The organism is Mucilaginibacter sp. 22184 (assembly GCF_052045695.1).
Classification (GTDB): domain Bacteria; phylum Bacteroidota; class Bacteroidia; order Sphingobacteriales; family Sphingobacteriaceae; genus Mucilaginibacter.
On record NZ_JBQEPI010000006.1, the window covers coordinates 23,675 to 37,639 of the forward strand.

Below are 13,965 nucleotides of genomic sequence, written 5' to 3' on the forward strand. Positions count from 1 at the left end.
TGGTAGTGATCCGCTCAGTTGAATGACTGACGAAATTCCGTAGGTGAGTAATTCGTTTTGTTTTTAAATAGTTTATTGAACGATTGCGGGTAATCAAAACCTAAACGGAAAGCGACCTCACTTACGGAAAGAGCGGTCGTCGATAACAATTCTTTAGCTTTCTCGATCAGTTTGGCATGAATATGCTGCTGCGTCGTTTGCCCCGTAAAGCTGCGCAGCATATCGCTCAGGTAGTTTGGCGAAAGATGCAGTTCGTCTGCAATATACTGGACTGTTGGTAACCCGGAACTCAAGCGTTCCGGGTCGTTAAAATAATTATTCAGCAATTTTTCCAGGCGGGTCAGGATCTCGCTATTCTGCGGTTTCCGGGTAATAAATTGACGGTTGTAGAAACGGTTGCAATACTGCAACAGTAATTCGATCTGCGCGACGATCACGTCCTGGCTGTAATGGTCGATATTGGATTGGTATTCAAGAGCTATCTTGTCCATGATCCCTTCTATGGTAGCCTCTTCCTGTTCTGATAAATGCAACGCCTCACTTAATTCATAGGAAAAGAAACCATAATTACCGATAGTTTTAGCAAGCGGGTAGCCCAGCAAATAGTCGGCGTGAAAGACCAGGCAAATGCCTTCTTTAGCGGCATCGTCGCCCCTGGGATGGGACATGACCTGCCGGGGCGATAAAAAGGTCATCACGCCCGACCCGAAGTCATAATAATGCTGGCCATAAACGCATTTTCCCTTAAAATTTTTCTTAATGGAAATACAATAAAAGTCGAACATAAAAAGCTCGGGTAGACTTTCTTTGATGGCAGTGTCTTCGAACCGGTAAACACTCACCAGGGGATGCCGGGGTTTGGGCAAACTCCAGAAATGATGTTCTTCGGCGATAGATTTGATGAGATACGGTGCCTTATGCGCTTTCATATGATAAAGTTAAGGCTTTTTGCGCGGATCTACGACTCACCGGAGGGTAGTCAATATATCCCGACGCACCGCCGGTATAATAAGTTTTCCTGTTGGCTACATTAAGCGGCAGATCTTCGCGAAAGCGCCTGACCAGGTCGGGGTTGGCAATAAAAGGCTGACCGAAACCTGCCAGATCGATCACGCCGTCGCGGATCATTTCAACAGCCTTGCTGGTCGTCAGGCTACCGTCAAAGATCAGCGCTAAGGCTGGTGAATCTTTTCGCCATTGGATGAGCAATCGCCTGATCGCTTCACTCGTAGGTTCCGCGCCATCCGGCATGGTAAAAAAACCGGATTGATCCATGACGTGGATATAGGCGGTCTTTCGGTCACCTAAGGCCTTTCCTACCGCTAAATATGTGTCCTCAATATCATCAAAATGCGGACAATCATTTAATGTTCCATAAGGTGAAAGGCGAACGCCTACCCGTTCTGACCCAATGGCAGCCGACACCGCATCTACTGTTTCCAGTAGAAAACGCAGGCGGTTCTCCAGCGTCATAGCTGAATACTGGTCTGTCCGGTCATTGATCATTGGATTAAGGAACTGGTCGAAGAGGTAACCGTTGGCAGCGTGCAATTCAATGCCGTCAAAACCCGCTTCTATCGCATTTTTTGCAGCTTGTACAAAATCGCCGGTGATCCTTTTGATCTCCGCAGTTGCCAATGCGCGCGGAACGGATGACTGAACGAAGCCCGGCTGGCCATTGTCATCCCAGCCGAAAGCGTTCGAAGACCTGGCTACACGGTTCGTGGAACTTACGGGCTGACGCCCGTTTTCCTGAATGGACGTATGGGATATGCGTCCGACATGCCATAGCTGCAAAAAGATCCTGCCGCCGACGCTTTTAACGGAGTCGGTCACTAAACGCCAGCCGGCGACTTGCTCAGGTGTGTATATGCCGGGATTAAAAAGGTAGCCCTGTCCTTCATTGGAAATGGGCGAACCCTCGGCAATAATGAGCCCGGCCGTAGCACGCTGCGTATAATAAAGCGCCATCTGTTCGGTGGCAATATCCTGTGGGGCACGAACGCGGGTCATCGGCGGCATCACGATCCGGTTGGGCAGCTCAAGCCCTGATAGTTCGAACGGTGTGAATAGCTCTTTCATGACCGGTTTTCTTTAAAGTCTGTAGATACACTTACGGCCTCCCAGGCCGAGATTTCGTCCTGTAACCGCTGCAACTGGCTGTTGACAATTCTTACCGCGTCACTGCCCATCAAAACGTGTACTGGTGGCTGTTCGGTATTGAAGACTTTGATAAATACATCTGGCGCCTTCTCCGGATCGCCAAGTTGTTTGCCATGCTGATTTTCATCCAGCCATTGTTTATGCTGGTGGATGTGTTCGTAATCAGCTATTGCTGGATCAGCATAGTGGACAGAACCTTTTCCAAGGAAATTGGTACGAAATGGTCCTGGAGCAATCGCTGTAACCTTTATACCCAAGGGTAATAATTCTCCTGCCAATGCATCGCTTAAACCTTCGATCGCATACTTCGAACTGTTGTAAACCGATGCACCGCTATCGCCTTTCCAGCCGGCAATGGAAGTTACGTTCATAATATGCCCCGAACCTTGGCGACGCAGCTGCGGCAAAGCCTGGCGGATGACATTAATGGTCGCAAATACATTAACCTCAAATTCGGTTTTGATCTCCTCAAGAGATAATTCCTCCAGCGCGCCCAGCATGCCGAAACCGGCATTATTGACCACCGCATCCAAGCGCCCGAATTTTTCAACAGTTCTTGAGATCGCTTCGGTAACGGACTGCTCGCTGGCCAGATCCACTTCGAGCGGCAAAAACCCGGGCAGGTCGCCGACATTTTCCTTTAGTTCATTTATCTTGCGGGTCGTGGCCACGACCTTGTAACCTTCGGCTAATAACCTTTTTACTAAAACAAGCCCGATACCTTGCGATGCGCCGGTAACGAACCATACTTGTTGATCGTTCATAACTTTAATTTTTGGATGACACAAAGTTCTGCAGGTACGGGATGGCTTTCTTATCCAAACCTCTGAAAGGCTTATCCAAAATCCGGAAAGCTTTGAAGGTCATTTTAATTCATTGAAGGTTTCTCTTTGAATGCGACGGGGGTCAGGCTGGTCTTATTTTTAAAAAGCTTGTTAAAGGATTGTGGATATTCGAATCCCAGCTTAAAGGCTATTTCCGCAACGGTCAGGTTCGTCGAAGACAAATATTCTTTAGCTTTTTCGATCAGTTTTTCATGAATATGCTGCTGGGCGCTCTGGCCGGTGATACTGCGTAACATATCGCTCAGGTAACGCGGCGACAAATTTATTTTGGAGGCCAGGAACTCAACGGTCGGAAGGCCAGAAGTTAAGCCCCGCTCGTTGATAAAATAATCATCCAGGATCGTTTCCAGTTGCGTTAACAGGTCATAGTTTGCCGTCCGTCGCGTAATAAACTGCCGTTTGTAAAACCGGTTGCTGTAATTCAACAGCGTTTCCAGGTGGGAGATCACAATATCCTGGCTAAAATCATCGATGGTATTTTCCAGTTCTATTTTGATATTTTCAAACAGGCCGAGTATAATGGCTTTTTCCTTTTCCGACAGATGCAGGGCTTCGTTGCTGTCGTAAGCGAAAAAGCCAAAACGTTTGATATGCTTACCTAAAGGGTAATTTCTTAAGAAATCAGGGTGGAACAGCAGGGATATACCAAAGTATTCGGTATCGCGGGAAGTGGCGACCACCTGAGACGGGGCGACGAAAGTCATCGTCCCGTCGTCAAAATCATAATAGCTTTGCCCGTAACCGGTGCGTCCTTTTGTTCTCTTTTTAAAAGATATGCTGTAAAAATCAAACAGGAAATCGGTTGGCAGCTGTTTTTTATTGACCGCGACCTGGGTGTTATCAAAAACACTAACCAGCGGGTGCAGGGGTTTAGGCAGCTCCAGCGTACGATGCAATTCGATGATGGAAGTAAAACGGTATGGTGGTGTGACTGCTTTTTTCACGGCTAACTCATCTGATTTAAAATTATGGATTAAAATCTGACCTACTCCCTCATGAGCCTTAAAAATTCTGCTTCGCTGTTTTTTTGTTTCAGGTTGATGTAAAAGGCGGCGTCATCGCCCACAATAAAGCGAAGCCGGGAGGTATCATCCGTCGCTGCCAGGTAGATAGTTTCCGCAACGTCTGAGGCGGATGCTTTCGCCAAATGCGCCGTACGTTTCGCATAACGACTCATCAGCAGGCTCAATTCCGGATCGTAGTCAGGAATTCCATTCCGGATCATTTCCATACCCTCCCTGAAGTTTGTCGCTACACTGCCTGGCTCGATGATCTTTACAGCAATGCCCAGGGGCGCCAGTTCATGAGATAAAGCTTCCGAAAAACCTTCGACCGCAAATTTAGAGCTGTTATACAGACTGGAGAATTGTCCGGCAGTGATTCCCCCGAAAGAGGAGATATTGATGACAACGCCCTGCTTTTGTAAACGCATGGCCGGCAGCACGGCTTTGGTGACACTCATCAAGCCAAAAACGTTGACGTCATATTGTTTTTTTATCTGTTCAGCAGTGGCCGATTCGAATACGCCGATCAGGCCGTAACCGGCATTATTCAGCAAAACATCGATCTGTCCGAACCTTTCCATTGTTTGGCCTACCGCCTGGGCTATACTGGCCTGATCCGTCACATCCAGCGGAAGGATCATGGTGTTTGGCAGAGCGGCTAATTCTGTTTCCTTTTCTGGCGAGCGCATGGTGGCCACCACATTCCAGCCCTTGCGCTGAAATAACAATGCGGTTTCTTTTCCAAAACCTGAAGATGCTCCTGTAATGAATATGGTATTTTTCATGATGTAAGTTATTGTCCTAAAAATGTTTGTGCCATAAAATTGTGAAATGCTTCGTCGCCCAATTGCAATCGTTGCTGATAGATCGCTTTGGCATCGTCCCCGGCGAGGTATCTCAACTGATCTTTCCCGTCAGTTGCAGCCTCAAAAACCACTTCGGCGATCTTCTCAGCGGTTGTAAAGGTCACGCCGTCCACATTGGCGAAGAACCGGTTAAACAATTCATCGTAAGCCGGATGGAAGGCTTTGTCATAAGAACGCCCGATGAAATCGGTTTGGATCGCACCCGGTTCGATCAGTTTAATACCTACCTGAATGCTTTTAAGCTCATAGGCCATGCTTTCACTCCAGCCTTCCAGTCCCCACTTGGTGGCATGATACAGCGAAGAGAACGGGAACCCGATCAGGCCGCCCAGGGAACTGGTGGTTATAAAAAGCCCTTTTTGCCGGGTACGGAAATAAGGAATAAACGCCTGTGTTACGCGGATAACCCCTAAAAGATTGGTATTGATCTGCCGTAGCAATTGATCTTCTGAAACAGCCTCCAATGGACCTGACAGGCCATAACCCGCGTTGTTAAATACTACATCTACTTCGAAATCATGAACGACCTTTCCGGTGATTTCGCTGATCTGCTCCGTATTGGTCACATCCAAAGGCAGTACGGTAACATGGGCTAATTGCGCTAATTCGGTTTCGTTTTCCGGATTGCGCATGGTAGCGATCACCTTCCAACCCTTATCATGAAACAATTTCGCGGTCGCCTTACCCAAACCGGACGACGCTCCGGTAATAAAAATAGTCTTGCTCATTTCTATGTTGAATTTAATCCTGCAAAGTTCAACAGGAATTAAATGGCAGGAGTATCCGTATTGAGTTTGATTGTATCCTAAAATACGTATCCGGTATTTCGGTCCCTTTTAATCAGGCTTTAAGGGAGATCAATCTTTGAGAGATAATGCTGCAAGTTTACCGTTTTGTTAACTGAAAGGCCGGGAGTAGCCCAGGCCATGTCCATATTAACGATAATCAGTTCGTTACCGCGCAACACAACTTCCGCCGGCTGATCAAGCAATCCATTTTTGCCATCTTCATCACCATTACGTTGTAATGTGACTACCTGGCCCTGCATATCAATGCGATGAATAGCGTTCCCGGTGAAATCAACCTGGTAAAAGCAGCGGCGCCTGGCATCAAAAATAATTCCGTCGGTGCCGTCCATCGCTTTGTCCTTAGCAAAAAGTGTTGTCTTAACCGGCTTATTATTACTATCGAGAACAGTTTTGTAAACAGCTCCTTCCTCGATCACTGTGGTATAAAGGTTCCCTTGGTGGTCGCAGACAATGCCGTCTGCCCCCGATTTCATAGGCTTGTTGGAGGTGAACTTGACCACCAGATGCGGATCACCCTGGTTGTTGGCGTAAGCTTTCATCTGCACCGGTTTTTTGCCGTTAAGTTCATGCAACCGGTAGGCGTAAACGCCACTAACAGTGCCGGTATCCGTCAGTTGCAGCACAGATTCCGTAACGAATAAAGTATTACCTTTCCAATACATCCCATTGCAACTCAGCAATTTTTCCACAACCACATCCATGCTAACCGGTTGACCGTTTTTAACGTTGATGCGAATGATCCGTGAATTGTGTTTTTTATTAAAGAAGTATTGGCGATCGTTAATATAAAGATTACCATCGGGGCCAAAAGCGCAGTCCATAGGGCCAACTTTGCCGGTTGCCGGGTTGAGGTCGCCAGGTTTAAAATCGTACCAGTGGCTGACCTTGTTATCCGGCGTTAAAATAGCCATAAAGGCAGGGGGAGCCTTTTTGATCTTTCCTTCTTTCAATAAGGTGTCATTGCTGAAATTGGGTACCGACATAATGACGTCATTACTATTCGGTACGTTAGCCATACCATCGCAGGTAATATATTCTGGAGGAAGGGTAACGAGCGGCTTGACGCGGTTGGCAAGCGTATCTTTTAAATCCTTACTTGTATTAGAGGAGTTTTGCTTACACGCGGCCAGCAATAAGAATGCGCCCAGCAGCGATAAAAAAATCAGGTGTTTCATAGATTAAAGCTTTAAAAAAAATGACATAGCAAACCAGGCCGGTACATCCTAGCCCGGTTTGACTGAGTTTTAGAAGATTAATATTAAGTCTGATCAGGCATGACCCATGCTGGTTGGGGCATCTTTATCGATGAGCTTCTTGGATTTTAACTCAGCCCAAAAATCGGCAGGGATCTTTACCTGAAGTGATGCTGCATCATCCCTGATCTGTTTGGCCGTACGCGCACCCACTACCATAGAAGCCACTACATCCGGATAAGAAGAAAATTGCAGTGCTGCGGTACGGAGGTCAATATGATGACTGGCCGCGATTTTATTTAACTGGTCACGCTTATCAAAATATTCTTTCGGGATCGGCTTCTTTGGATTATAGTTATACCGGTTACTGCCGGAGATGAAACCCGCGTTCAGACTCGAACCGATCACTGCTTTGATGTTCCGTTTCCGGAACTCAGGAAACAGCTGGTGCAAAGCGTTCTCATGGTCAATTAGTGAATATTGCGAAGCCACCAGGAAAACATCGGGTGTAGCGTCACGCATCGTCATCAGGATAGGCTCGGGCGTGTTCACTCCCAATCCCCAAGCCTTGATCAAACCTTCCTCACGCATCTTATTTAACTCGGGGAAGGCACCTTTTTTAGCGATATCATAATATTCTGTCCAGGGCCGGTCAAACCAGGGAAAATCCGAAGACAGATCATGCACGAATACCATGTCGATACTATCGATACCGAGTCGCTGCAAACTGTCTTCAACCGATCTCCGCACACCAGGTCCTGTATAGTCATAAACTGGAGAATTGGGCGACCCGGCATGCGGAAACATTTCATGCCCGCGGTTATTTTTCGATGCCTTCAGTAATTTCCCCACTTTGGTCGAAATATAAAAGTCTTCCCGTTTTTGATTATGCAGGAAAGCGCCGAAACGTCGTTCCGCCAAACCGAGGCCATACCAGGGTGCCATATCAAAGTAGCGCACGCCAGCTTCCCATGCGGCTGCGAGGGTTCCATGTGCTTGTTCATCAGTTACTTCTTCAAATTCATTGCCGAGTGGCACCCCGCCGATACCAAAATGTGGCAGGGATTTGATCCAGTCATTTGCTGCTGTTTCCATAGGTTTTTTAATTAAATGTTCATTTTTAGAACCAGTTACGGCCAATAGTTGTTTGGGTAATGCTAAACCCACGCCGGCAGCGATAACGCTTTTGCCGGCTAGGTTTAAAAAGTCGCGTCGTGTCGTCATAGGTTAAAAAGTTTTCTTATAGGGAAAACAGCATGACGTGATTGAAGTTTTTGCTCTGAGCGTCAAAGAATTTGCCTGTCGGTGTCAGTTTGAAGCTGTGCTCTTTCTGCTGACGGGGTATGACCGAAGTAATGCTTATAGGCTCTTGAAAAGTGACCGAAACTTTCGAACCCGACTTCCTGATAGATATCTCCTACAGGTATGGGCGTGTTCCGCAGTAATTCCCTTGCCTTTTCAAGACGCTGGTTCTGTATCCACCTGGCTGGCTGGAGTTCATAAATTTTGAGAAAGTCGCGCCTGAAGCTGGATAAGCTGCGACCGGACATATCTGCCAGCTGCTGAAGCGGGAGCTTTTTTAAATAATTATCGCTAACAATGCGGCTGATATCGTGGATATATTTTCCGCGGTTATAAACCATGGCCTGTAAGGTGAGAGGATGAGCTTCGGCCAAGTGATGTAGCAGTTCAAACAGTTTGAGCTTTAAAAGAGCCGGAGAGATGGGCTCACGTTCGGCAAAAAAAGGCTGAAGTGATTCCAGATATTTAACCATCCGATTCCCAAAGGACTGTCTGGTAACTCCAGCCTCACTAGAAGTGGGATTGCGATCAACGACAAATGATGTTTGGCGAAGAAAATCGGTAATTAATTTATCGCTTATGAAAAATAAAACGCTGTTTAAACTTGTACCGTCAGGGGCATTTGCTACCTGGTGGGACTCGCAATAGGTATCCTTTTTAAACAGAATCATTTCCTGCCGTCCAAAAACAAGGTCAGTTTCGCCAACGCGTATATGATGCTCGCCTTCCAGCACACACAGCAGCAAATGTTCCTCAACATATACATTTAACTTTTCCGCGTAAGGCTGGTTGCAGGATTCAACCACCAGAGTGCCTTCTAGTTGCAGTTTGTTATGGGCAGAAACATAATCGCCAAAATCGCCTGGTATCTTTATCGTTCTCATTATTCGATTATTGATTACCTGTTATCGATCAAAAAGATTGTCCGGAAGGTGTGCCGGACTGTAGCCAAACTGCTTCTTAAAGGCAATTGAAAAATGGGACAAATTTTCAAAACCAACTTCCACAAATACATCAATCGGTTTTCTATGCTGTACAGCTATCTGATAATGTGCTCGTTCCAAACGCTTTGCTGTCAACCATCTTCCAGGCGTCATTTGAAAGATCTGTTTAAAGTCTTTCTTAAATGTAGTGAGGCTACGGCCCGTCAGATAACCAAATTTTACCAATGAAAGATTAAAGATAAAGTGCTGATCCATAAAATCGGCAAGATCAATCTTACCAGGTTCCCCCGAGACTGCTAATACTCTTTTGGTCTGCCCGTCATATGCATCCAACAAGGTTAGGCACTCCCGGATCTTGAGCGAAGCCAATTCATCCGGAAGCTCATCATTCACATCAAAGTACGGCACAAGCGACTGAAAGAAATTTTCAATAAGCGGATGTTGCCTTACCTGTAAATGTCCTGACCATTTCTTTTCAGCTAAATTAATTGGCTTCTCCTGATAGAAACTGCGAAGTACCTCGGGAGGAAAAAGAATCGAAACGGAACGAAATGGTTCACTTTCGGCAGGAAGCTTAATCAGACGCCCTAATTGATTTCGAGGTATGAGAATGAGTGAATTGCGTTCAAAAGTGTAGACCTGGTCACTATAGATAATTTTCATTGTACCAGAAATGATGTATACAAGAGCGTGCTGATCAAGGATCAGTTCCCTGCTATAGTGCTTTTCCCGCTTGCAGGACACAAATATCCTTCCTTTAGTTTGAGCAGCCGTTTCCAAATCCGTCTTTTGCATTTTTATTAGTTTAAGCAATTATACTAGTCCTAAATCGACCAGGCTCCGGCCTGTGGCTAATACCGCATCCCTGGTAGGCCTCGGCTCCCAATTCAATAACCGGCTTGCTTTGTCATGGCTCACTTCTTTGTATAATCCCAAATGAGGTACGATAAGCCGCACTTTGGGGTTAAAAAGCCCAATGATTCTGATCAACCAGCTTGGCATTTCCCGCTGTGGAACTTTTGCTGCTTTTTCACCTAAACCCTCTCGCAGGATGCGGGCGATATCCAGGTTAGAGATAGCCTCTCCGGCCGAAGCCAGGAAGCGCTGACCTTTGGCGTCCGGATGCGTCATCGCTTTCACGTGCAGGTCTGCGACATCTCTTACATCCACTTGCGGAAAGGTGATTTTTGGCAAACCCTTGATCGTACCGCTGAGCATTCCCTGGATGAGGCGGATGGAATGAGAATAATCAGGCCCGAGAACAGGTCCCAGGACCGCGACCGGGTTGACCACGGAAAGCTCCAACCCTTTCCCTTCGCCATTGACGTAATCCCAGGCGGCCTTTTCCGACATGGTCTTTGATTTTTGATAGGCCGGAAGTGATTGTCGCAGATCAGACCAGTCCTCCTCTGTGTACGGCGATTGTTTGTTGGTACCATAACCTACTGCACCGAAGGCAGATGTCAGGACCACTCGTTTTACTCCGGCCTTTTTTGCTGCACGTAATACCCACAATGCCCCGTTTACTGCCGGCCGAACAAATTCTTCTTCGGTTTTAGCTGCAGGATTAGGCGTAGGTGATGCAGGATGAATGACATAAGAACAGCCGGCGACAGCCTGATCCCAACCGGACTCCCGGCCAAGGTCGGCCTCTACAAAAGACAGATCCTTAAAATTTCTTATGCCTCCTCTGGTTAACATCTCTTTTACTTCTTTGATCCGCTCCAGCGAACGAACACTGGCCTTTACCCTGTAACCGTTATTCAAAAGCTCAATAATGCAATAGCTGGCTATAAAACCGGAACCGCCTGTAACTAAAACCAAGGGTTTCAATGATGAATTCTCCATAAATTTTTTTTATTCAAAGGTAGGTTCTACCCACTTTCGCGGCTTTGTTTTAAGGGCGTATTTACTTTGCTTAAAAGTCATATGGAGATTGAGTTCAATTTCTGAAACTCATGGGCGTGCTATTGGTTTGCTTTCTGAAAAAGTGGTTAAAGTGTGTTGGGTCATCGAATCCCAGACTAAAACCGATCTCGGCTACGTTCCAGTCGGTATGCTTTAGCAAAGCTTTTGCCTCACTGGTTAACCGCTCGTAAATGACCGTAGACGTAGTTTTTCCGGTAGTCTGTTTTACAGCCCGGTTAAGGTGATTTACATGAACCGAAAGCTGTCGGGCGAAATCAGCCGGGCTTTTCATCTTAAACTGATCGCCGGGCTTTTCAATGGGGAACTGACGTTCCAATAATTCCATAAACACCGCCGTGATTCTCTTACTTGCATCCGTATGTGCATATAGCTGACCGGACGGTTCCAATTTCAGTGCGGTGTGGATGATCTCTGTGACATAATTCCGTATCAAATCGTATTTGAATTGGTATTCACCGGCAACTTCCTTGATCATTTTTTCAAAGATAATGTTCACCTGTTCGGTGCTGATATTATCCAGGGCGTAAGCAGGACTTCCAGCGAGGCGGTACATGGGCAGCTCTTTTAGGCTGTTGCGAAGATATTCACTGTAAAAGCTTTCCCGAAAAATGCAAAAGTAACCACCTGCCTCTTCTTTTATCGGCTCAAAAGTATAGGGCGTATCCGGGTTAGAGAACACCAGGGTGCTGCCGTTGATCTCAATCGTCTTGTCCGCATAATGAAAGAGACAATTCCCATGAATAAGTGCTATTTTAAAGAATTCTCTCCGCGCATATTTGACCGGCGCTTTGTCCCTGCCAACGTCGTCTTTCCGGAAAACATTGAAAGGGCCCAACTCTACATAGGCCGGCTTCACCTCCTCTGGTATGCGCTGCCGGTAATACTCGCTGATGGATTGTTTTTCGATCATTGTTTTAATTTTTTACGTTGCATATGTTGCACCTTAATCGGAAACCAGTGCATTAAAATTAATTATTTTAAATTAGATCCAGCAGCCAGGCCCGTTAACAATGGCTAACTATCCAAGTGGCACTTTTCCATACACGTCATCAAGCATCTGCTGCTGGAGCTGGTTTTTCGCACCTGCTGCTAAAATTGTCTGATACGCCGGATAGCCTTTAAGGCCTACAATTGTAGGTTTACCGCCGGCCATGATCGTGTACTTGTCGTAGATCGGATAAATATGAATCGTGTCCAGTTCATTCATCATGTTGCTCAGACCAGGTTCTAAAATAGTTGCCAGGTCAGTTTGCGGGGCGACCCCCAATTCGATCCAGGCATTGTACCTGACTGCTACCGGCCGGTGGTGGGGTACCTTGGTGTCGGGAAAATGATCATCGTCATAATCTTCCAGCAAGTGATACCTAACCCTGGTTGTCTTCTCTAATTTAGCCAGACTACCAGCAAGGTTAATCAGACTTTGTTTTCGTTTTCCGGCACTCAGTTCCGGATCTAGAATAAACGATACCGCATATTCATCGTTTTCAGGTTTGCCCTGCGGCGTCATATTATTCGAAGTATCTTTAAGGGTTCCGGAGTTATCATCTTTAGACCATAAGGTAGCATTTAACCGTACGAGCATTGGCTCGTCGTCCAACAAATATTTTTTGATAAACGGATGATTTTCGAATTTTCGGCGTCCGGCTTCATCATAATAGAAGGTGTGAGCGATGCCCTGAGGCTGATCTGCATCACTCAAAGGTTTTACAAAGCGTTGAAAACGGCTTGAAAGTACGCTGATGGCCGGTTTCCAGTGCAATTGACGATATAACCAGGTACCCGGGATGCGTGAAACAAGCGTGCCATGTATATCCCGCCAGTAATTGTGTCCGACCTCCAACGGAATATCAGTTCGTAACCAGGCATATACCGTCGTGCAATACATAGCCGAATTTTCGATCTCGGGAACATTCTGTCCATCGGCAGGCATTATTTCTGCGTCATGGCTGGCATCACTATTTCGGGAAAAGCCAATTGCCGGATTAATGAATAGGATACCGGCACCAGCCAAAGCCGTTTGCTGTAAAAATCTCCTCCTGGAACTTGTTAGTTTTTCGTTTTTCATTTTCAAAAAATTTTATACCCTCAGTCAGGTTGAACTATTCTGTTACAAGTTATGAGGCACTACCATGCCTGCTCAGACGGAAGAATAAATATCTCCGAGACATCTACATGATCCGGGGCCTCCAGGGCATAGAGCATGCTGGAGGCAATATCTTCCGGCAGCAAAGGCGGATAGGTTGAATTAGCCATAGCTTCCTTGTACTTTGGATCTGTCGTATGTTGCTGAAGCTCCGTTGCTACAGCACCGGGTTGAATGGAGGTTACACGGATATGATGTTTTGGCGCGATTTCCATTCTCATGATATCAGAAAATGCGGTTACCGCGTGCTTGGTAGCACAATAAACCCCTAAACCCTGAAACAGCTTACGGCCTGCAATCGAGGAGGTATTGATGATATGACCGGATTTTTGCGCTATGAGATGTGGCAAGACCGCACCGGTAGGATTTAAGATACCCTTGATGTTGATATCAACCATTTTCTCCCATTCATCTAATTTCAGGGCATCAACATCGGAAAGATACATCACGCCGGCATTGTTGATTAGGATATCTATTTTTCCATAGGTTTCCAGTAGCAGGTCGACGCCCTTTGTTACTGAATTCCGGTCGGTAACGTCCATTGTAATAACTATACCTTCACCACCTTCCGCGTGAATTTCTGCTAACACACCCTCAAGTTTATCCGTTCTTCTTGCTGCCAGGCCTACTTTAACACCTTTTCCTGCTAACGCCTTTGCAACGGCTTCTCCAATCCCGCTGGATGCTCCTGTAACCAGCGCTATTTTCTCTTTTAAGTTCATTTCAAAAAGTTATAAGTTTTTGTTTAAAGGCAAAATTAGGCTCCG

Annotated in this window: 14 protein-coding genes; all 14 read right to left on the bottom strand. The window is 46.3% G+C overall.

Going from position 1 to position 13,965, the window contains the following annotated elements:
* Positions 1 to 14: 14 nt before the first annotated feature.
* Positions 15 to 929, bottom strand: coding sequence for a helix-turn-helix domain-containing protein (locus ACTJKG_RS14155; protein WP_440739586.1), 915 nt, complete (start codon positions 927 to 929; stop codon positions 15 to 17).
* Complete coding sequence (locus ACTJKG_RS14160) at positions 916 to 2,082, bottom strand: alkene reductase (RefSeq protein WP_440739587.1); 1,167 nt, start codon at positions 2,080 to 2,082, stop codon at positions 916 to 918. Before ACTJKG_RS14160 ends, ACTJKG_RS14155 begins: the two co-directional genes overlap by 14 nt.
* Entirely contained in the window at positions 2,079 to 2,927 is an 849-nt protein-coding gene (locus tag ACTJKG_RS14165; protein WP_440739588.1) for an SDR family NAD(P)-dependent oxidoreductase, read from the bottom strand. The genes ACTJKG_RS14160 and ACTJKG_RS14165 overlap by 4 nt, the downstream gene beginning before the upstream one ends.
* 104 nt (positions 2,928 to 3,031) lie before the next feature.
* Positions 3,032 to 3,952 carry a helix-turn-helix domain-containing protein gene (locus ACTJKG_RS14170; RefSeq protein WP_440739589.1) on the bottom strand — a complete coding sequence of 307 codons (921 nt, stop codon included), beginning with the start codon at positions 3,950 to 3,952 and terminating at the stop codon, positions 3,032 to 3,034.
* 41 nt (positions 3,953 to 3,993) lie between these two features.
* Entirely contained in the window at positions 3,994 to 4,797 is an 804-nt protein-coding gene (locus ACTJKG_RS14175; RefSeq protein WP_440739590.1) for an SDR family oxidoreductase, read from the bottom strand.
* A gap of 8 nt (positions 4,798 to 4,805) precedes the next feature.
* On the bottom strand, positions 4,806 to 5,606 hold the full coding sequence (locus ACTJKG_RS14180; RefSeq protein WP_440739591.1) for an SDR family oxidoreductase: 801 nt from the start codon (positions 5,604 to 5,606) through the stop codon (positions 4,806 to 4,808).
* Positions 5,607 to 5,725: 119 nt separating this feature from the next.
* Positions 5,726 to 6,862: an SMP-30/gluconolactonase/LRE family protein gene (locus ACTJKG_RS14185; RefSeq protein WP_440739592.1), complete on the bottom strand. Its 1,137-nt coding sequence runs from the start codon at positions 6,860 to 6,862 to the stop codon at positions 5,726 to 5,728.
* 93 nt (positions 6,863 to 6,955) lie between these two features.
* Positions 6,956 to 8,104, bottom strand: coding sequence for an aldo/keto reductase (locus tag ACTJKG_RS14190; protein ID WP_440739593.1), 1,149 nt, complete (start codon positions 8,102 to 8,104; stop codon positions 6,956 to 6,958).
* 62 nt (positions 8,105 to 8,166) lie between these two features.
* Positions 8,167 to 9,066, bottom strand: coding sequence for a helix-turn-helix domain-containing protein (locus ACTJKG_RS14195; protein ID WP_440739594.1), 900 nt, complete (start codon positions 9,064 to 9,066; stop codon positions 8,167 to 8,169).
* A 21-nt stretch (positions 9,067 to 9,087) separates the two neighbouring features.
* Complete coding sequence (locus tag ACTJKG_RS14200) at positions 9,088 to 9,921, bottom strand: helix-turn-helix domain-containing protein (RefSeq protein ID WP_440739595.1); 834 nt, start codon at positions 9,919 to 9,921, stop codon at positions 9,088 to 9,090.
* A gap of 18 nt (positions 9,922 to 9,939) precedes the next feature.
* Positions 9,940 to 10,974 (bottom strand): SDR family oxidoreductase, encoded by a 1,035-nt coding sequence (locus ACTJKG_RS14205; protein WP_440739596.1) that lies wholly within the window; start codon positions 10,972 to 10,974, stop codon positions 9,940 to 9,942.
* A 94-nt stretch (positions 10,975 to 11,068) separates the two neighbouring features.
* Positions 11,069 to 11,965 (bottom strand): AraC family transcriptional regulator, encoded by an 897-nt coding sequence (locus tag ACTJKG_RS14210; protein ID WP_440739597.1) that lies wholly within the window; start codon positions 11,963 to 11,965, stop codon positions 11,069 to 11,071.
* 108 nt (positions 11,966 to 12,073) lie between these two features.
* Positions 12,074 to 13,120 carry a twin-arginine translocation signal domain-containing protein gene (locus tag ACTJKG_RS14215; RefSeq protein WP_440739598.1) on the bottom strand — a complete coding sequence of 349 codons (1,047 nt, stop codon included), beginning with the start codon at positions 13,118 to 13,120 and terminating at the stop codon, positions 12,074 to 12,076.
* A gap of 59 nt (positions 13,121 to 13,179) precedes the next feature.
* Complete coding sequence (locus tag ACTJKG_RS14220) at positions 13,180 to 13,920, bottom strand: SDR family oxidoreductase (protein WP_440739599.1); 741 nt, start codon at positions 13,918 to 13,920, stop codon at positions 13,180 to 13,182.
* Positions 13,921 to 13,965 lie beyond the last annotated feature (45 nt).